Genomic DNA, 16,867 nt, shown 5'->3' with positions numbered 1-16,867 from the left:
AAGAAGGGCGCGGTTCAGCCGCGCAGCGCGCGCGCCTGCGCCTGGTAGCCGGTGGGATCGACGCGCACGTCGATCAGGCTCGGACCGTCGTGGTCGAGCGCGGCGCGCAGCGCCTGGCGGTAGCCGGCCTCGTCGTGCACGCTGAAGGCGCGCAGGCCGAAGCCACGGGCGACGTCGGCGAAGTCGGCGCGGGACCAGCCGACGCCGGCGGGCGCCATGCCCCGGTTGCGCTGCTTGAGCGCGATCAGGGACAGGGCGCCGTCGTTGAAGACCACCACGCACAGCCGCGCGCGTTGCTGCGCCGCGGTGGCCAGTTCGCCCGCGCACATCATCAGGCCGCCATCGCCGGTGAACGCGAGCGTCGGCCGGGCGGGATCGTGCAGCGCGCGCGCGATGGCGGCGGGCAGGGCGAAGCCCATGGTCGCCAGGCCGTTCGAGATCAGCGCGCCGCCCGGCACATCGGCGCGCCAGAGCGCCATGGCGGAGAACATGTGGGCACCGGCGTCGACCGTGATCGCGGGCCGCGGCGACGCGGCCGCGTCGAGCGCGACCTCCACCACGGCCTGCGGCGACAGCGCCGCACCGTCCTCGCCGCCCGCGCAGCCGAGGCGCTCGCGCATTCCGAGGCGCAGCGCGGCTATCTCCTCGGAGCTCCACTGCGAGCGGCGGCATTCGGGCAGCAGGGAGGCCAGCGCGGGCGCGAGCGGGCCCAGCAGGCTCGCCGCGGCCCGCACCGGCTGCACCGGCCGCGTGAACAGGGCGAGCTCGAGCACCGGCGTGTCGCCGCAGCGCACCGGGCCGATCAGCTCGACCGGGTCGAGCCCGATCGAGAGCACGAGGTCCGCCGCATCGAGCGTGGCTCGTTCGGCGGCGCCGCCCGTGACGTGGCCGACCGTCCATTCGGCGTCGTCGCTGAACAGTCCCTTGGCCTTGTAGGTGGTCAGCACCGGGCAATGCAGTTGCTGCACGAGCCGCACCACCTGCTGCAGGGTTCGGGGCTCGCGCGCTTCCAGGCCCAGCAGGACGACCGGTCGCTTCGCCCGCGCGAGCAGGGCCGTGGCGTCGGCCTGCAACCGTGTTTGTGGCTGCGGCGCGCTTGCCGGCGCCGGCCGCGGCGGCGCGGTCGCATCGATGACCACGCGCCGTTTCGCGTTGGCGCCCGTCAACACGAGGTGCGCCGGTCCCCAGGGCGCGGCCAGCATCGCGTCGACCAGCCTGTCGAACTCGAGCGCCGGAGCCTCGGACTCGAGCCGTGCCGCGGCCTTGACGACCGGCGCGGACATCGCGTGCTGGTCGAACACCTGGTGCGCATCGAGCGCGCGTTGCGCGTCGGTCCAGCCATCGCTGATGAAGAGCACCGGTGCCCGGTCCAGGCTCGCATGGGCCAGTCCGTTCATCGCACTGGCGGCGCCCGGGCCCTGCGTCGCGACGGCGACGCCGAAGCCATGGCGCAGTTCCGCATCGGCCGCGGCCATCAGCGCGGCACCGGTTTCGGTGCGGCACAGCACGAAGTCGATGCCGTGGCGGTCGAAGGCCTCGATCAGGTCGAGCGAGCTGCCGCCGCCCGGCACGCCGAACGCGCGTTTCACGCCATGGGCCGCGCAGCCGCGCGCGACGAGTTCCGCAATGGATTGCTGCGTCATGCTCAGACCTTCAGCACGAAGGGGTCCTGGATCTCGTCGCTGGTCTCGCACCAGACGCTCTTCGTCTGCAGGAACTGCTCGACCGACTCCATGCCGTTGACGCGCCCGATGCCGCTGTCCTTGTAGCCGCCGAAGGGCGAGTTGAAGGCCATCGCCCGGTAGGTGTTGATCCACACCGTGCCGGCCTGCAGCCTGCGCGCCATCGAATGCGCGCGGCGCAGGTCGCGCGTCCACACGCCCGCGGCGAGGCCGAAGCGGTTGCCGTTGGCCAGGGCCAGCACCTCGTCGTCGTCGGAGAAGGGGAGCACCGCGAGCACCGGGCCGAACACCTCCTCCTCGAGGATCGGGTTGTCGCGGCCGAGCCGATGCAGGATCGTCGGCTCGAAGAAGTAGCCCTGCTCCAGGCCCGGCACCGTGGCGCGGCGCCCGCCCTGCAGCACTTCGCCACCGGCGGACACGGCCTTGGCGACCAGCGACAGGTTCTTGTCGAGCTGCGCCGCCGTGGCCGCGGGCCCCATCTGGGTGTCGGCGGAGAGCGGGTCGCCCAGGCGGATCGCGCGGGCGCGCTGGACCAGCCGCTCCACCACCTGGTCGTAGATGCGCTCGTGGATGTACGCGCGCGAACCGGCGATGCAGGTCTGGCCGGCGGCGGCGAAGATGCCCGACAGCAGGCCCACCACGGCGTTGTCGACGGGCGCGTCGTCGAACACGATGTTCGGACTCTTGCCCCCGAGCTCGAGCGTGCAGCTCGCGAGCCGTGCCCCGGCGCGCGCGGCGATCGCACGGCCCGCGCCATCGCTGCCGGTGAAGCAGATCTTGGCCACGCCCGGATGGTCGACCAGCGCTTCGCCGGCCGCGCGCGCGCCGGTCACGACGTTGATGGTTCCCGGCGGGATGCCCGCCTCCTCGGCGAGGCGCACCAGTTCGAAGGCCGAGGCCGAGGTGACTTCGGAAGGCTTGAGCACCACCGTGTTGCCGGCCGCCAGCGCCGGCGCGCAGCTCATGATGGTGAGGAAGGTCGGCGAGTTCCAGGGCACGATCACGCCGATCACGCCGAGCGGTTCCCGCAGCGTGTAGTTCAGCACGCTCTGGCGCTCGAGCGGGATCACGCGGCCCTCGATCTTGTCGGCCAGCCCGCCGAAGTAGTAGAGCCACTCGCGCACCACGGTGGCCTGCGCCTTCATCTCGGCCAGCAGCTTGCCGTTCTGGGCCGATTCCAGGCGCGCGATGACCTCGCTGTGGGCGGCGATGCGCTCGCCCCAGGCCATCAGGAGGCGGCCGCGCCGGGTGTTCGACAGCCGGCCCCATTCGCCGTCGAGCGCCGCTTGCGCGGCGCGCACCGCCCGATCCACGTCGTCGGCGTCCGAGTCGGCGAAACGGCCCCAGGGAGCGCCGGTGGCGGGGTTCGTGCTGGTGAAGCTGCGTCCGGCGCGCGCGGGTTCGGTGCGGCCGGCGATGTGGTTCTGGAACTGCGGTGTCTCGGTCTGCATGAAGCTTCTTTCGGCGTGATGGTTGAAAGGGTTCGGGGGCGGCCCGTTCATTCGGGCTGGAGGCCGGCGGCCTGGATGGCCGCGCCCCAGGCGCGCTGCTGTGCCTGGACCAGCGCGGCGAGTTCGGCCGGGCTGCCGGGGCGCACCTCGAGGCCCATGGCCGCCATGCGCTGCCGCACCTCGGGCTTGCCGAGCACGCGCAGCAAGGCGGTGTTGAGGGTGACGACGACCGCCGCCGGCGTGCCCGCGGGGGCGAGCAGCCCGCCCCAGTTGTCGAAGTCGAAGCCCGGATAGCGCTCGCCGACCGCGGGCAGCTCGGGCAGGATCGGCGAGCGTGCGTTCGCCATCACGCCGAGGGCGCGCAGCCGTCCCGATTCGACGAAGGGCCGCGCGGAGCCCCAGTCGGTGAAGAGGAAGTCGACCCGTCCCGCCGCCAGGTCGGTGAGGGCCTCGGGCGAACTCTTGTAGGCCACTTCGGTCGCGGCGAATTCCGCGACGCGGCGGAAATGCGCGCCGCCCACGCGGCCGGAGGCGTTGCCGTAGCCATAGAACGCGCTGCCCTTCGCTCGCAGCCGTGCCACCAGCCCCGGCACGTCGCTATCGGGGGCGCTCGCATTCACCAGCAGCACGAAGGTGTAGTTGTTGAGTCCGCCGACGGTGGTGAAGTCCCGTACCGGGTCGTAGGGCAGGTTGCGCGTGAGAAAGGGCGCGGTCGAATGCGTGGAGGAGCTGCCCATGCCTAGCGTGTAGCCGTCGGGCGTGGCCCGTGCGAGCGCGGTCGTGGCGATCTGGCCCAGCGCACCCACCTTGTTCTCGATCACCACCGGCGTGTCGAGCTCGGGCTGCAGGTACTGGCCCAGCAGCCGTGCCAGGTTGTCGCCGCCGCTGCCGGGGCCGAAGGCCACGATCACGCGGATCGGCTTCGAGGGAAAGGCCGGCTCGGCCGCGGCGAGGCCATGCCACGGACCGCAGGCGATGCACAGCGCGAACAGCAGCGCGCTTCGGCGAGAGGGTTGCAGGAAAGGCATGGGTGGCTCCGGGGCGGCGGTGTGGGGGCGGTCTGCGCGGGTGCCGCGCGATCCGGTGGTCGTACAAAGTTGTACGAACAAATAAATCATCGTGTACGGACAACCAGAAGTCAACCACTGCTAGTGGAAATCCCTGAAGAGCAAGAGCACCAATTCATGGATTCTCATAGTTGTACGTACAATATGAAGATGGACCAAGAACACCCGAATGCTTCCTTCGCGGCCGCCTGCGCCTGGCTGTTCGTGCCGGCGGATCGCCCCGAGCGCCTCGCGAAGGCGCTTGCCAGCGGGGCCGACGCGGTGATCGTCGACCTCGAGGACGCCGTGGCCGAAGTCGCGAAGCGCAGCGCGCGCGAGCAGTTGCGCGAGGCGCTGGGCGCGCCGGGCGCGCGCGTCTGCGTGCGCATCAACGCGGCCGACACGCCGCATTTCGAGCAGGACCTGGCGCTGCTGTCGCTGCCCCGCGTGGCCGCGGCGATGCTGCCGAAGGCGTGCAGCGCGCAAGACCTCTCGCGCGTGCGCGCGGCGATGCCGCACGACGCAGCGCTGTTGCCGATCGTCGAGTCGGCGCTTGGCCTTGCCGCCGCGCGTGAACTGGCGCGGGCGCCGGGCGTGCTGCGATTGGTGTTCGGCTCCGTGGACTTCCAGCAGGACCTCGGCATCGAGGGCGATGACGAGGCCTTGCTGTTCGCGCGTTCGGAGCTCGTCCTGGCCTCGCGCCTGGCCGGCATCGGCGCCCCCGTCGATGGCGTGACCCTGTCGACGAGCGACCTGGCCCGCATCCATGCGGACGGTGTGCGCGCGCGGCGGTTGGGCTTCGGCGCCAAGCTGTGCATCCACCCGGCGCAGATTGCGCCGGTGCGCGAAGCCTTTGCCCCGGATGCGGCCGCCCTCGAATGGGCGCACGGCGTGATGCAGGCGGTGGAGGCGGCCGGCGGTGGCGCGGGAGCGATCCGCTATCGCAACGAGATGGTGGATCGCCCCGTCATCGAGCGCGCGCGAAGTCTGCTGTCCAGGGCCCGCGCATGAGCGGGGCGCGGCGCAGCTCCGCGCGCCTTGCTACGCCGCGGATGGCGTGAAGCCGTAGAGCCGCTGCGCATTGGTCGCGAGGATGGCGTCGCGCCGTTGCGCGTCGGGCACGGCGCGCCCGAGCACGTCGAGCAGGTCGCCCGGGTTGGGCATGCGCCCGCGGAAACTCACATGCGGCCAGTCCGATCCCCAGACGCAGCGCTGCGGCCCGGCTTCGGCCAGGGCCGCGGTGAACTCGAGGGTGTCGTCGTAGGGCGGCCCGGCCTCGGAATTGCGGAACGCGCCCGACAGCTTGACCCAGGCGCCGTCGCGCACCAGCGCGCGCAGCGTGTGTCCTTCGACGCCACGGTCCTGGCCGGCGTGCACGTAGCCCATGTGGTCGAACACGGCCGGCACGCGCAGGCGCGAGATGCCGGGCGCCAGTTCGGGCAGGCGGCGCGACTCGACCAGGAACTGCAGGTGCCAGCCGAACTCGAGGCACACCGCCTCGTATTCGGCCAGCGCCGCCACGCCCACGCCGCCGCCGGTGGTGGTGTTCAACCGCAGGCCCACCACGCCGGCCGCCGCGAGCGTCTCCCACTCGGCGTGCGCGAGGTCGTGCGGCGCGACCGCGATGCCGCGCAGGCGCCCGGGCTGCTCGCTCAAGGCCTGCAGCAGCAGGGTGTTGTCGCTGCCGTGCACGCTGACCTGGACCAGCACGCCGTGCTGCATGCCGGTGGCGTCGAGCATGCGCAGATAGTCGGATGCGGGGGCGGGCCGCGGCGTGTAGCTGCGACCGGCGATGTACGCGCGGCCGATCACGTGGGCATGGGTGTCGACCGCGCCAGCCGGCAGCCGAAAACCGCGCGGCGGATGGGGCGCCGGGTCCGGTGGCGGGTCGATGTCGTCGGGGGCGCGCGCCGCATGGCCGGGTTGTCCGGCATGCGGCGCCGGGGCGTGGGCTGCATTCATGCGTGCATCACTCCTGCTTGACCCGGCCCGAAGCCACCATCTGCGCCATGAACTCGTTCTCGGTGCGCATCAGGCGCTCGTAGTCGGCACCGCTGCCGCCTTGCACCAGCGCGCCGAGCTTGGCCATGCCGGCGGTGAAGCGGGCGTCCTGCAGCGCCGTGCCGGCGGCCTTCTGCAGTGCGGCCACCAGCGCATCGGGCGTCGCGCTGGGCGCGGCGATGCCGAGATAGGTCGTGACGTCGAAGGGCTCCTTGCCGAGCGTGGACACGGAGGGCACTTCGGGCAGGGCCTCCAGCTTCGATCCGAACACCGCCAGGGGGATCAGGTCGCCCGACTCGATGTAGGGCCTGGAGGTCGAGATCTGGTCCGCGCCGACCTCGATCTGGCCGGCCAGCATGTCCTGCAGCATCGGGCCCGAGCCCTTGTAGGGAATGCCGTTGAAGCGCACCTGGGCCACGGCCTCGAGGTTCAGCATCGCCAGGTGGTTGGGCGTGCCCAGGCCGCTGTAGCCCATGGCGACGCCTGCCGGCGCGGCCTTGGCGGCCGTGACCACATCGGCCAGCGACTTGTAGCGGCTGCCCTTCTTGACCACCAGCACCAGCGGCGTCTTGCTGACCAGGCACACGGGACGCACGCTCGCGGTGCTGTAGTTGACCTTCACCAGGTGCGGCGTGACCGAGAACACGCTGGGCGCGGAGAACAGCAGGGTGTAGCCGTCGGGGCGCGCGTTGACGACCGCGTTGGCGCCGATCGCGCCGCCCCCGCCCGCGCGGTTGTCCACCACCACGGGTTGACCCAGCGCCTTGCCGAGCGCATCGCCGAACAGGCGCGCCGTCAGGTCGGCGTTGCCGCCGGCGGCGTAGGGAACGATGAGGGTGACGGCGTGGTTGGGATAGCCCTGCGCCGAGGATTGCGCGAAGGACTGCGAGGCCTGCGCCGCGACGGCCGCGGCCGCGCCGCGCAGCAAGGTTCTGCGTTGCATGAGGATGTCTCCGGTGGTTGCTGGGTGTGCGGTGCCGCGACGCTTCAGTCGGGCGCGAAGAAGGCGCCCGCCTTGAAGACCGTGGGCTGCGAGGCGGCGCCGTTCTTGCGCGCATCGCCGGCGGCATAGCCGCCCGAAGGATCGCGGCGGCTTTGCAGCGCCTCGCGCGGAATGGCGAACTTGGGGTCGAGCTCGGACGAGTCCTTCACCAGCGCCGCGCCGACCCGGAACATCACCAGATTGCCGCCGGCCTCGTTCGCCTGGAACGAGTAGCGCGTGCCGCGCGGCACGGTCACGCCTTCGAAGGCCCTGACCTGCGTGGTGCTGCCGTCGCCGAAGTTGAAGGTCGCTTCGCCCTGCAGGATCAGGAAGACATGGTCCTCGATGTCGTGGCTGTGGAGCGCGTTCTCCCCGCCGGACGAATAGACCTTCGAGTGGGCCCACAGCATCGGCGACAGGCCGAGAAGCTCCATGGTGGCGCCGCCTTCGAGCAGCGGCAGGTTGCGCATCGAGAAGCGCAGGCGGGCTGCGTCGTCGCTGGCGGAGGCGTGGATGGCGGCCAGGTCGTTCATCGGAATCCTTTCGGGGTCATTGCTTCATGTTGTACGTACAACAATGAATACTAGCGATCATGCCCTGGGTGCGCTTTCGGGTTTTCCCGTACGGATTTCAATGAGGGAAACAATGGAATCGAATGCACGCGATTCGTTGACAGGAGGGTGAAGATCCAAATATAGTTGTACGTACATATTCAGAAAGAGACCGAATGGACCTGCACCGCAACCTGCGCACCATCGACCCGGCCGAAGAGGCCGAGCTTCTTGCCGCCATCGATCGCTGGGTGGAGCGCTCGCTCACGCCCGAAGTCGTGCGCGAACACGATCACGCCGACACCTATCCGCATCGCATCGTCGAGGAGATGAAGGCGCTCGGCCTGTTCGGCGCCACCGTCTCGACCGAATACGGCGGACTGGGCCTGCCCGCGAGCACCTACGCGAAGATCGTGATGCGCATCTCGTCGGTGTGGATGGCGGTCACCGGCATCTTCAACTCGCACCTGATGCTGGCGCTGGCGATCGAGAAGTTCGGCACGCCGCAGCAGAAGGCCCTGTGGCTGCCGAAACTGGCCTCCGGCGAAGTGCGCGGCGGGCTGGCGCTGACCGAGCCCGACGCCGGCACCGACCTGCAGGGCATCCGCATGACCGCGCGCCGCGAGGGCGACCACTACCTCATCAACGGCACCAAGACCTGGATCACGAACTCGGTCGAGGGCTCCTGCTTCGCGCTGCTCGTGAAGACCGATCCGCAGTCGCAGCCGCGCCATGCGGGCATGAGCCTGTTCATCGCGCCGAAGGGCGAGGGCTTCTTCAGCAGCCGCAAGCTGCCCAAGCTGGGCTACAAGTCGATCGACAGCGGCGAACTGGTGGCCGATGGTTTCCGCCTGTCGGCCGAGCATCTGATCGGGGGTGTCGAAGGCCAGGGCTTCTACCAGGCCACCGGCGGGCTCGAGCTCGGGCGCATCAACGTCGCCTCGCGCGGCGTGGGCATCGCCGAGGGTGCCTTGCGCCTGGCGACCGAGTACGCGCAGGTCCGCAAGACCTTCGGCAAGCCGATCGCCGAGCACCAGGCGATCGCGCTCAAGCTCGGCGAGATGGCCACCCGCGCGCGCGCGGCGCGGCTGCTCACGCTCGATGCCGCGGCGAGCTTCGACCGGGGCGAGCGCTGCGACATGGAAGCGGGCATGGCGAAGTACTTCTCGTCCGAGGCCGCGCTGGAGAACAGCATCGAGTCGATGCGCATCCACGGCGCTTACGGCTACTCGAAGGAGTACGACATCGAGCGCCTGTACCGCGATGCGCCGCTGACCTGCATCGGCGAAGGCACGAACGAGATGCAGCGCATCATCATCGCGAAGCAGTGGGTCAAGAGGAACCCGGTCGCATGAGCCGCGGCGATTTTTCCCGGACGACCAGCGCGGAGGCTCCACGATGAACGCGCGAACTCAGCCCGCGCGGCGCCCTTCCGACCAGCCCCTGGCCGGCGTGCGGATCCTGGCGGTCGAGCAATTCGGCGCGGGTCCCTACGGCACCATGTTCCTCGCGCACCTGGGTGCCGAGGTGATCAAGATCGAGAATCCCGCGACCCGGGGCGATCCTTCGCGCCAGACCGGCCCCTACATGCTCGGGCCCGACGACAGCCAGTACTTCCAGGGCTGGAACAGCAACAAGCGCAGCGTGGCGCTGGACATCAAGTCGCCCGAAGGCCGCGCCGCCTTCGAAGCGCTGGTGCGCGATGCCGACGTCGTGCTCAACAACCTGCGTGGCGACCTGCCGGCGCGCCTGGGCCTGGACCACGAGACGCTGGGCCTGATCAAGCCGGCCATCGTCTGTGCCCATATCTCCGCCTACGGCCGCGACAACAGCCGGGCCGCATGGCCGGGCTACGACTACCTGATGCAGGCCGAGACCGGCCTGATGCACCTGACCGGCGAGCCCGACACGCCACCCGCGCGCGTGGGCGCGCCCTCGATCGTCGACCACATGACGGGGATCACCGCGATGGTCGGCCTGCTGGCCGCCTTGCTGCGGGCGCGCGAGACGGGGCAGGGCTGCGACGTCGACACCAGTCTCTTCGACGTCACGCTGCACCAGCTCGGCTACGCGGCGACCTGGCTGCTCAACGAGGACCACGTGGCGCAGCGGCAGCCTCGCAGCGGCCACTATTCGCTCGCGCCGGTGCAGACCTTCCCGACGGCCGACGGCTGGATCTTCGTCATGTGCATGACGCAGAAGTTCTGGGAAGCCCTGGTGGCCGCGCTCGGCCAGCCCGCGCTGGGCGAGATGCCGGAGTTCGCCGATGCCGAATCGCGCAATCGCCACCGCGGCCTGCTGACCGGAATGCTCGATGCGCACTTTCGCACCCACGACACGGCCCATTGGCTGCAAAAGCTCCAGGGCGTGTTGCCGGTGGCGCCGGTGCGCAGCCTGGACGAGGCGCTGCATTCGGACTTCTTCGCCGAAAGCGGGATGCTGGCCGAGCTCGACCATCCGGCCCGGGCGCGCCTGCGGATGCTGGCCAATCCGTTGAAGTTCGATGGTCGCCGCCCCGCGCTGCGGCCCTGCGCCGCGCTTGGCGCGGACACGGAGGCGGTGCTCTCGTCCGTCGAGAAACCCGTGCAGGAGGACCTGGCATGAAGCTGGCAGGCATTCGCGTCGTCGACCTGAGCAACTTCCTGCCCGGCCCCTACCTGAGCCTGGAGATGGCGGATCACGGCGCCGAGGTGATCAAGGTCGAGCAGCCCGGCGAAGGCGACCCGGGGCGGCACATCGGCCTGGCCGACGGTCCCCACACCGTGTTCTTCCGCAACCTCAATCGCGGCAAGAAGAGCGTGGTGCTCGACCTGAAGACCGAAGCGGGGCGCGCGCGTCTGCTGCAGCTGGCCGACAGCGCGGATGTGTTCATCGAGTCCTTCCGTCCGGGCGTCGCGCAACGGCTGGGGATGGACGCCGAGACCCTGCGCGAGCGCAACCCCCGGCTCGTGTACTGCTCGATCAGCGCGTTCGGCCAGGACGGGCCCTGCGCGGCGCGACCGGCGCACGACCTGGCCGTGGAGGCGCTCAGCGGCGCATTGAGCCTGAGCCTCGGTGCCGACGGCACGCCCGCGATTCCCGCCCTGCCGGTGGCCGACCTGCTCGCCGGGCTCCAGGGCCTGTCGGGAGTGCTGATGGCGCTGCTGCGGCGCGAGCGCACGGGGCGCGGCGATCGCATCGACATCGCGATGCTCGACTGCATGGCGGCCGCGCTGCGCAACGTCACCGGCCCGACCTTCGCCGAAGGACGGCAGCCCGATCCGAAGCTGGAGCGAACCACCGGGGGCAGCGCCTTCTACCGGCTCTACGAGACACGGGACGGCCGGCACATCGCGCTGGCCGGGCAGGAGCCGAAGTTCATCCATGCGCTGCTGGGCGCGCTCGGCCGCGCCGATCTCGCACCGCTGGTGCTGCGCGGGCCGGGTGCGCACCAGCAGCCGGTGATGGACTTCCTGGCCGATGCCTTCCGGCAGGCCACGCGCGCCGAGTGGGAGCAGCGCCTGGGTGCGCTCGATGTCTGCTTCGGCGCGGTGAACACCCTGCCCGAAGCCTTCGCCGATGCGCAGCTGCTTGCGCGCGGCATGGTGCTGCGCGACGCCGAGGGCCGGCCCCATGTCGCCAGCCCGATCCGATTCCTGGACGAACCCGCGGCCATCGATCTCGATGCGCCCGCGCTCGACCAGCACCGCCACGAACTGTTTTCCGAGGAACCCCATCCATGACCCGCACCGCCATCGAGATCCAGCCCGGCCGCTTCCGCGAGAGCTTCGGCCGCCACTTCGAGGACTTCGAGGTGGGCCACGTGTACGAGCACCGGCCCGGCCGCACCGTGACCGAGAACGACAACATCTGGTTCACGCTGCTCACCATGAACACCCACCCGCTGCACTTCGACAATGAGTACGCGGCGAAGTCGGAGTTCGGACGCGCGCTGGTCAACAGCTGCCTCACGCTGTCGATCGTGGTGGGCATGAGCGTGAGCGACGTGAGCCAGAAGGCGATCGGCAACCTGGGCTGGAACGACATCAAGCTGACCGCGCCGGTCTTCTGCGGCGACACGCTCTATGCCGAGTCCACCGTGCTGGCCACGCGCGAGTCCGCGAGCCGGCCGACGCAGGGCATCGTGACGGTGCGGACCGTGGGCCGCAAGGCCGACGGCACAGAGGTGATCAGCTTCGAGCGCAGCGTGCTGGTGCCGAAGCGCGGCCACGCGCTGGACGACTGAGCGCCCTGGCGGCGCGGGCTCGGGCCCGCGGGGGGGTGATGCAGAATCGCGGCATGCCCACTCCGAAGAAGTCCGCCCCTGCCCGAGGGGCCGTCGCCCGCAAGAAGTCGCCCCAGGCGCAGGGTGCCGGCCAGCGCGGCCCCCAGCCCACCCGCCTGGCCGGCACGTCCGGCGAGCCGCTGTGGCGCCAGCTGGTGCAGGCGCTGCGCGAGGACATCATCAAGGGCGTCTTTCGCGTCGGCGTGCAGCTGCCCACCGAGGAAGAACTGTGCGAGCGCTTCGCCGTGAGCCGTCACACGGTGCGCGTAGCCTTGCAGCAATTGCGCGCCGACGGCCTGGTGTCGTCGCGCCAGGGGTCGGGCACCACGGTGATGGCGCCGCCACCGAGCACGCCGTTCAACGTGCACCAGGTCGCGTCCATCGACGAGCTGATCGCCTACGCGGCGGAGAGCCGCTACGTGGTGGACCGCTCCGAGGTCATCGAGAGCCACCAGGTCTCGCCCGACGAGCTGCCGTTGCCGGAGAAGCGCAGCTGGCTGCGCCTGCAGGGCTTCCGACTGGCGCAGGCCACCGAGGCCGCGGACACGCCGCCGGTTTGCTGGACCGAGGTCTTCGTCGCCGCGGAGTTCGCCGGTGTCGAACGGCTCCTGCCGCGCCGCAGCGGTCCCATCTGGCAGCTCATCGAGGACATGTACGGCGAGCGGCTGGTGGACGTGGAGCAGAGCCTGCGCGTGCGCCCGGTGCCGGCGGAAGTCGCCGCGGGGCTCGATGTGGACCCCGCATCGAGCGTGGTGGAGGTGCGCCGCACCTACCGCACGTCCTCGGACCAGGTGGCTGAAGTCTCGGTCAACCTCTATCCGGCGGAGAAGTTCAGGTTCAACATGAAGTTGCGCAGGGCTTGAGGGCCTGCGCGCCAGGGGCTTCGCACAGGTTCTGAACAGGCAAGTCGCAGCCGGCCTCGTTCACGGCTTCGACCCGACCGCGCAGGGATGGATCGTGGCCCTCGTTCCGTTCAGTGCCCATGTTTCGCTTGTGCTTCGTCGAGAGGCGGCAGGCCATGCAACGCAACGCCCGGTACGTCGAGTGCGTGCATCAGTACATCGCCATGGGTGGAGTCGGTGACGAACAAGGTGGATCGTCCCGGCCCGCCGAAGGCGATGTTCGTCGTCGACGCACCGGCGGGTCCACGCAGCACCACCACGGGTTCCGCGCGCGGGTTGAGCACCCAGACATAGCCCAGGCCGGGATTGGCGACCAGCACCCGGCCCTGCGCGTCGACCGCGAGTCCATCGGGCCCGCTGGGTCCGTAGGACGTGAAGAACTGGCTCACCTTCGCGACGCTCCCGTCGGCCAGCAGCGGCACGCGCCAGACGCAGTTTCCTCGCGTGACCGCCAGGTAGAGGATCCTGCCGTCGGGAGAGAGGGCCACGCCGTTCGGACTGGGCACGTTGGACAGCAGCAGGTCGAGCTGCCCGCCAGGGCGCAAGCGAAAAAGCCGCCCCGACGGATCGTGCAGGCCGCTCTGGCCCTGGTCCGTGAAGTAGATGTTGCCCTCGGCATCGAGCACCAAGTCGTTCACCCCCTTGAAGCTTTCGGTATTGCGTCGCTGCAGGTGCGGCGTGACGCGCCCGGTCGGCACGTCCACCCGCATCAGGCCGTTCTTGTAGTCGGTGACGAGCAAGGTGGTCGCGTCGACGAACTTCATGCCGTTCGGTTCGCCGTCGTACTCGGTCACCTGGGTCCACGTGCCCGCGGGATCGATCCGGAAGATCCGGCCGAAGGGGATGTCGCAGACATAGAGGTTGCCGGCGTCGTCGAACACCGGCCCCTCGAGGAAGGAGTCGGTCGCGACACCGCCGCGGTTCGCATCGGCCCAGACGCTGCGCTCGCGCCGCCGCAACGACGGCGGCATCGACGTGAAGGTTTGCAGTTCCAGTACCTGGGGCGCTTGCAGAAGGTACATGTCAATCTCCTTGGCGGGTGGCGTCGCGACCGCCGATGATGGGCGTTTCCGAGCCGGCGTGCTCGCTCGAGAACCCATAGAGCTTCGCGGGGTTGTCCACCAGGATGCGGTCGCGCATGGCGGCGGTGCCACACCAGCTCGCGAGGACATCGAGCAGATCGGCGTCGTTGACGGTCTCCGGGGCTTCGGTGGTGTGCGGCCAGTCGCTGCCCCACACCAGCCGTTCCGGCGCGGCGGCCACCAGTGCCCGCCCGAGACCGAAGGCATCGCCGTAGGCGGGGGCACCGTCGCGCGACCGCATGTAGACGCCCGACAGCTTCATCCAGGTGTTGCCGCCATCCAACAGCCGGCGCGCCGTGGCGCAGGCCTCGCCGTCGACGCCGTCGCGCGGGTCGATACGGGCCATGTGGTCGATGACCAGCGGCACCGGCAGTTGCGCGAGGATGGGCGCAAGCTCGATCAGTTGCTCGGGATGCACGAAGACCTGGATGTGCCAGCCCAGCCGGGCCACCTTGCGTGCCAGCGTGGTCAGCATCCCGGGGGTGGTGACGCCCCACGACTGCGGCGTCACGAAGTTCACGCGCAAACCGCAGATGCGCTGCGCCGCGAGGGCGTCGAGTTCGCTGTCGGGCACCTCGTGGGGGACGACCGCGATGCCGCGCGCCTGCTCGCCCAGTCGAGCGACCGCGTCCAGCGTGCAGGCGTTGTCCGTTCCATAGGTCGAGGGATTGACCACGACCGTGCGAGAGGTTCCGAGCCGCTGTCGCAGGCGGAGGTAGGCATCGACCTCGGCGCGCGGTGGTTGCCGCGTCCAGTGGGGGGACGGCGCGAACCGCGGGTCGAAGATGTGCATGTGGCTGTCGCACGCATGGCGGGGCAACGCCAGCGCGGGGCGGTTGGTGCCCACCGAATGGGGAACCTTCTGCGCGTCGGGCACGAGGGTCATGGCGGCCATCAATCGAGCTTGATGTGGCCCTTGCGGATCACTTCCGCCCACTTCGCATCTTCCTTCTTCAGAAACTCGGCGAACTCGGCCGGCGTCGAGCCCACGGGCTGCACGCCGACGTCGACGAAGCGCTGCTTCACCTCGTCTTCCTTCAGCACCTCGACCACTGCCTTGTGAAGCCTGTCCGCAATGGGCGCGGGCGTGCCGGCGGGCAGCAGCAGTCCGTTCCACTCGTAGGCTTCGTAGCCTGGCGCGACGGTCTCTCCCAGCGTTGGAACCGCGGGCAGTCGCGGCGAGCGCTGGGGCGAGGATGCCGCCAGGGCGCGCAGCTTGCCGGACGACACCAGCGGGTACGACGCGGCGATGGTGCTGAACATGAAGTCGACCTGGCCGCCCATGACGTCGACGATGGCGGGGCCGCCGCTCTTGTAGCCGACGTGGACCATGTCGAGGGCCAGGCGCTGGCGCAGCAGTTCCGCCGCGAGACGCTGCACGGTGCCGCTGCCGCCGGATGCGAAATTGATCTTGCCCGGCTCGGCCTTGGCTTTGGCGACCAGGTCCTGGATGCTCTTGAGCGGCGAGTCCGCACGCACGATCACGATGTTGGGCGCCAGCGCAACGAGCGACAGCGGCTGCAAGGCGCCATCGGCGTACGGCATGCGGGGAAAGAGATGCGGATTGATCGAGTAGGGTGTCGCGTCGTAGAGCACCGTGTAGCCGTCGGGCGCCGCCTTGGCGGCGAAGCTCGCGCCGATCGTGCCGCTGGCGCCCGCGCGGTTGTCGACGATCACGCTGGTGCCGAGCTTCGCGCCGATGCGAACCGCGAGCACGCGCGCCAACGCGTCGGCCGATCCGCCCGGTGCGTAGGGAACCACGAGGGTGATGGGCCGTTCCGGGTACCCGGCATGGGCGAGGTGCGCGAACGCGGTGGCGCACAGGCACGCGGCGAGCAGGCGTCGGATGAACTTGGTCATGGTGTCTTCGATGTGAGGGGTCGTTGGCGATGCGGTGCGATGGTGACTCGGCCTCATTCGGCTTTGAGGTCCAGGGATCGAGCCAGATCGCCATACAGCCTGACCTCGCTCGTCAATTGCGCGCCGAAAGCCTCGCCGCAGGTGTTTCGCCCCTCCATGCCGAGCGAGCGAAGCTTCTCCTGCGTGGCAGGCGTACCCACGAACTCGGTGGCGATCCGGCGCAAGGTGGCCAGCACTTCCGGCGGTGTCCTCGCGGGTGCCAGCAGGCCATACCAGGCGTCGGCCGTGTAGCCCTTCACGCCCTCCTCCTCGAAGGTGGGCACCTCGGGCAGCAGTGCCGAGCGCTTCGGCGAGGCGACGGCCAGCGCCCTGAGCTTTCCGGATTGCACCTGGCCGAGCACGGAGCCCAGCGTCGCGAAGGAGCTGTCGACCTGGCCGCCCAGCAGATCGGCCGTTGCCTGTGCCGCGCCCTTGTAGGGGATATGGTTCATCGAGGTCCCCGTCAGCCGGGTGAATTGCGCGCTCGCGAAGTGTCCGGAGCTGCCCGCGCCCGGCGTCGCATAGGTGCGCTTTCCGGGCTCGGACTTGACCGTGCGCAGGAACTCGCCCAGGGACTTGACGGGCATCGAGGGTCCGACCACCAGCACCGTCGGACTCACGGCGAGCGAGCAGACCGGGGCGAACGAGCGCACGGCATCGAACTTCACCCGCTGGCTGTACAACGCGGGAATCATCGTGTGATTGGTCGCGCCGAGCAGCAGGGTGTAGCCGTCCGCGGGGGCCGCGGCCACCGCTTCGGCGGCCAGGATCGTGTTCGCGCCGGGCTTGTTGTCCACGATGAAAGGCTGCCCCAAGGCACGCGCCGCGTGGTCGGCGAAGGCGCGGGCCACCACGTCGGTGGGGCCGCCCGCCGAGAAGCCCACCAGCAGGCGCACGGGCTTGGCCGGCCATGCCTGCGGCTGTGCCTGCGTCTGGAGCGGCACCGCCAGGCAAGCGGCCATCCCGAGCGTCGCCGCCGCGCAGCGAGGGGTTTCACGTCTCGTCAT

The 16,867-nt window shown here is 70.1% G+C and carries 16 protein-coding genes; 6 read left to right on the top strand and 10 right to left on the bottom strand.

Annotation, left to right across the window (positions count from 1 at the left end; genetic code table 11):
* Positions 1-14: 14 nt before the first annotated feature.
* Genes INQ48_34365 through INQ48_34355 form a run of 3 tightly spaced genes read right to left on the bottom strand, consistent with a single transcriptional unit; the run spans position 15 to position 4,161 of the window.
* Positions 15-1,643 (bottom strand): thiamine pyrophosphate-binding protein, encoded by a 1,629-nt coding sequence (locus INQ48_34365; protein ID QRF62608.1) that lies wholly within the window; start codon positions 1,641-1,643, stop codon positions 15-17.
* Positions 1,644-1,645: 2 nt separating this feature from the next.
* Positions 1,646-3,133, bottom strand: coding sequence for an aldehyde dehydrogenase (locus INQ48_34360; protein ID QRF62607.1), 1,488 nt, complete (start codon positions 3,131-3,133; stop codon positions 1,646-1,648).
* A 47-nt stretch (positions 3,134-3,180) separates the two neighbouring features.
* A complete protein-coding gene (locus INQ48_34355) occupies positions 3,181-4,161 on the bottom strand; it encodes a tripartite tricarboxylate transporter substrate binding protein (GenBank protein QRF62606.1) in 981 nt (326 codons plus the stop codon).
* 189 nt (positions 4,162-4,350) lie between these two features.
* On the opposite strand from INQ48_34355, the gene INQ48_34350 reads away from it, so the two are divergent.
* Positions 4,351-5,190 (top strand): CoA ester lyase, encoded by an 840-nt coding sequence (locus INQ48_34350; GenBank protein ID QRF62605.1) that lies wholly within the window; start codon positions 4,351-4,353, stop codon positions 5,188-5,190.
* 30 nt (positions 5,191-5,220) lie between these two features.
* On the opposite strand, the gene INQ48_34345 is transcribed toward INQ48_34350, so the two are convergent.
* The 3 genes from INQ48_34345 to INQ48_34335 are packed head-to-tail and all read right to left on the bottom strand — an operon-like array spanning position 5,221 to position 7,695.
* Positions 5,221-6,141 (bottom strand): amidohydrolase family protein, encoded by a 921-nt coding sequence (locus tag INQ48_34345; GenBank protein QRF62604.1) that lies wholly within the window; start codon positions 6,139-6,141, stop codon positions 5,221-5,223.
* A 7-nt stretch (positions 6,142-6,148) separates the two neighbouring features.
* Positions 6,149-7,123 carry a tripartite tricarboxylate transporter substrate binding protein gene (locus INQ48_34340; protein ID QRF62603.1) on the bottom strand — a complete coding sequence of 325 codons (975 nt, stop codon included), beginning with the start codon at positions 7,121-7,123 and terminating at the stop codon, positions 6,149-6,151.
* A gap of 44 nt (positions 7,124-7,167) precedes the next feature.
* A complete protein-coding gene (locus INQ48_34335; protein QRF62602.1) occupies positions 7,168-7,695 on the bottom strand; it encodes a cupin domain-containing protein in 528 nt (175 codons plus the stop codon).
* A gap of 194 nt (positions 7,696-7,889) precedes the next feature.
* Here INQ48_34335 and INQ48_34330 point away from each other — a divergent pair, with 194 nt between their 5' ends.
* From INQ48_34330 to INQ48_34310, 5 genes are read left to right on the top strand one after another with little or no spacing between them, the layout of a single operon-like run.
* Positions 7,890-9,068: an acyl-CoA dehydrogenase family protein gene (locus INQ48_34330; protein ID QRF62601.1), complete on the top strand. Its 1,179-nt coding sequence runs from the start codon at positions 7,890-7,892 to the stop codon at positions 9,066-9,068.
* A 43-nt stretch (positions 9,069-9,111) separates the two neighbouring features.
* Positions 9,112-10,317 carry a CoA transferase gene (locus tag INQ48_34325; protein QRF62600.1) on the top strand — a complete coding sequence of 402 codons (1,206 nt, stop codon included), beginning with the start codon at positions 9,112-9,114 and terminating at the stop codon, positions 10,315-10,317.
* On the top strand, positions 10,314-11,435 hold the full coding sequence (locus tag INQ48_34320) for a CoA transferase (GenBank protein QRF62599.1): 1,122 nt from the start codon (positions 10,314-10,316) through the stop codon (positions 11,433-11,435). The genes INQ48_34325 and INQ48_34320 overlap by 4 nt, the downstream gene beginning before the upstream one ends.
* On the top strand, positions 11,432-11,938 hold the full coding sequence (locus INQ48_34315; protein QRF62598.1) for a MaoC family dehydratase: 507 nt from the start codon (positions 11,432-11,434) through the stop codon (positions 11,936-11,938). Before INQ48_34320 ends, INQ48_34315 begins: the two co-directional genes overlap by 4 nt.
* A 53-nt stretch (positions 11,939-11,991) precedes the next feature.
* Positions 11,992-12,840, top strand: a complete 849-nt coding sequence (locus INQ48_34310; protein ID QRF62597.1) for a GntR family transcriptional regulator — start codon at positions 11,992-11,994, stop codon at positions 12,838-12,840.
* Positions 12,841-12,950: 110 nt separating this feature from the next.
* On the opposite strand, the gene INQ48_34305 is transcribed toward INQ48_34310, so the two are convergent.
* The 4 genes from INQ48_34305 to INQ48_34290 are packed head-to-tail and all read right to left on the bottom strand — an operon-like array spanning position 12,951 to position 16,867.
* Positions 12,951-13,901 (bottom strand): SMP-30/gluconolactonase/LRE family protein, encoded by a 951-nt coding sequence (locus INQ48_34305; GenBank protein ID QRF62596.1) that lies wholly within the window; start codon positions 13,899-13,901, stop codon positions 12,951-12,953.
* A gap of 1 nt (position 13,902) precedes the next feature.
* Positions 13,903-14,847: an amidohydrolase family protein gene (locus INQ48_34300; GenBank protein ID QRF63073.1), complete on the bottom strand. Its 945-nt coding sequence runs from the start codon at positions 14,845-14,847 to the stop codon at positions 13,903-13,905.
* A gap of 8 nt (positions 14,848-14,855) precedes the next feature.
* Complete coding sequence (locus INQ48_34295) at positions 14,856-15,821, bottom strand: tripartite tricarboxylate transporter substrate binding protein (GenBank protein QRF62595.1); 966 nt, start codon at positions 15,819-15,821, stop codon at positions 14,856-14,858.
* Between the two features lie 53 nt (positions 15,822-15,874).
* On the bottom strand, positions 15,875-16,867 hold the full coding sequence (locus INQ48_34290; protein QRF62594.1) for a tripartite tricarboxylate transporter substrate binding protein: 993 nt from the start codon (positions 16,865-16,867) through the stop codon (positions 15,875-15,877).

The sequence above is a fragment of the Variovorax paradoxus genome (genome assembly GCA_016806145.1).
In the GTDB taxonomy this organism is placed as follows: Bacteria; Pseudomonadota; Gammaproteobacteria; order Burkholderiales; family Burkholderiaceae_C; genus Variovorax.
The sequence above is the reverse complement of the archived record's forward strand: the minus strand, read 5'-3'. Positions and strand labels throughout refer to the sequence as shown.

Excerpts from the sequence above, each read along its gene's own strand:
- INQ48_34330 (QRF62601.1), top strand. The coding sequence starts at position 7,890 with ATGGACCTGCACCGCAACCTGCGCACCATCGACCCGGCCGAAGAGGCC.
- INQ48_34350 (QRF62605.1), top strand. The coding sequence starts at position 4,351 with ATGGACCAAGAACACCCGAATGCTTCCTTCGCGGCCGCCTGCGCCTGG.
- INQ48_34305 (QRF62596.1), bottom strand. The coding sequence starts at position 13,901 with ATGTACCTTCTGCAAGCGCCCCAGGTACTGGAACTGCAAACCTTCACG.
- INQ48_34355 (QRF62606.1), bottom strand. The coding sequence starts at position 4,161 with ATGCCTTTCCTGCAACCCTCTCGCCGAAGCGCGCTGCTGTTCGCGCTG.
- INQ48_34365 (QRF62608.1), bottom strand. The coding sequence starts at position 1,643 with ATGACGCAGCAATCCATTGCGGAACTCGTCGCGCGCGGCTGCGCGGCC.
- INQ48_34345 (QRF62604.1), bottom strand. The coding sequence starts at position 6,141 with ATGAATGCAGCCCACGCCCCGGCGCCGCATGCCGGACAACCCGGCCAT.
- INQ48_34325 (QRF62600.1), top strand. The coding sequence starts at position 9,112 with ATGAACGCGCGAACTCAGCCCGCGCGGCGCCCTTCCGACCAGCCCCTG.
- INQ48_34340 (QRF62603.1), bottom strand. The coding sequence starts at position 7,123 with ATGCAACGCAGAACCTTGCTGCGCGGCGCGGCCGCGGCCGTCGCGGCG.
- INQ48_34310 (QRF62597.1), top strand. The coding sequence starts at position 11,992 with ATGCCCACTCCGAAGAAGTCCGCCCCTGCCCGAGGGGCCGTCGCCCGC.
- INQ48_34300 (QRF63073.1), bottom strand. The coding sequence starts at position 14,847 with ATGACCCTCGTGCCCGACGCGCAGAAGGTTCCCCATTCGGTGGGCACC.
- INQ48_34360 (QRF62607.1), bottom strand. The coding sequence starts at position 3,133 with ATGCAGACCGAGACACCGCAGTTCCAGAACCACATCGCCGGCCGCACC.
- INQ48_34320 (QRF62599.1), top strand. The coding sequence starts at position 10,314 with ATGAAGCTGGCAGGCATTCGCGTCGTCGACCTGAGCAACTTCCTGCCC.
- INQ48_34295 (QRF62595.1), bottom strand. The coding sequence starts at position 15,821 with ATGACCAAGTTCATCCGACGCCTGCTCGCCGCGTGCCTGTGCGCCACC.
- INQ48_34290 (QRF62594.1), bottom strand. The coding sequence starts at position 16,867 with ATGACGAGACGTGAAACCCCTCGCTGCGCGGCGGCGACGCTCGGGATG.
- INQ48_34315 (QRF62598.1), top strand. The coding sequence starts at position 11,432 with ATGACCCGCACCGCCATCGAGATCCAGCCCGGCCGCTTCCGCGAGAGC.
- INQ48_34335 (QRF62602.1), bottom strand. The coding sequence starts at position 7,695 with ATGAACGACCTGGCCGCCATCCACGCCTCCGCCAGCGACGACGCAGCC.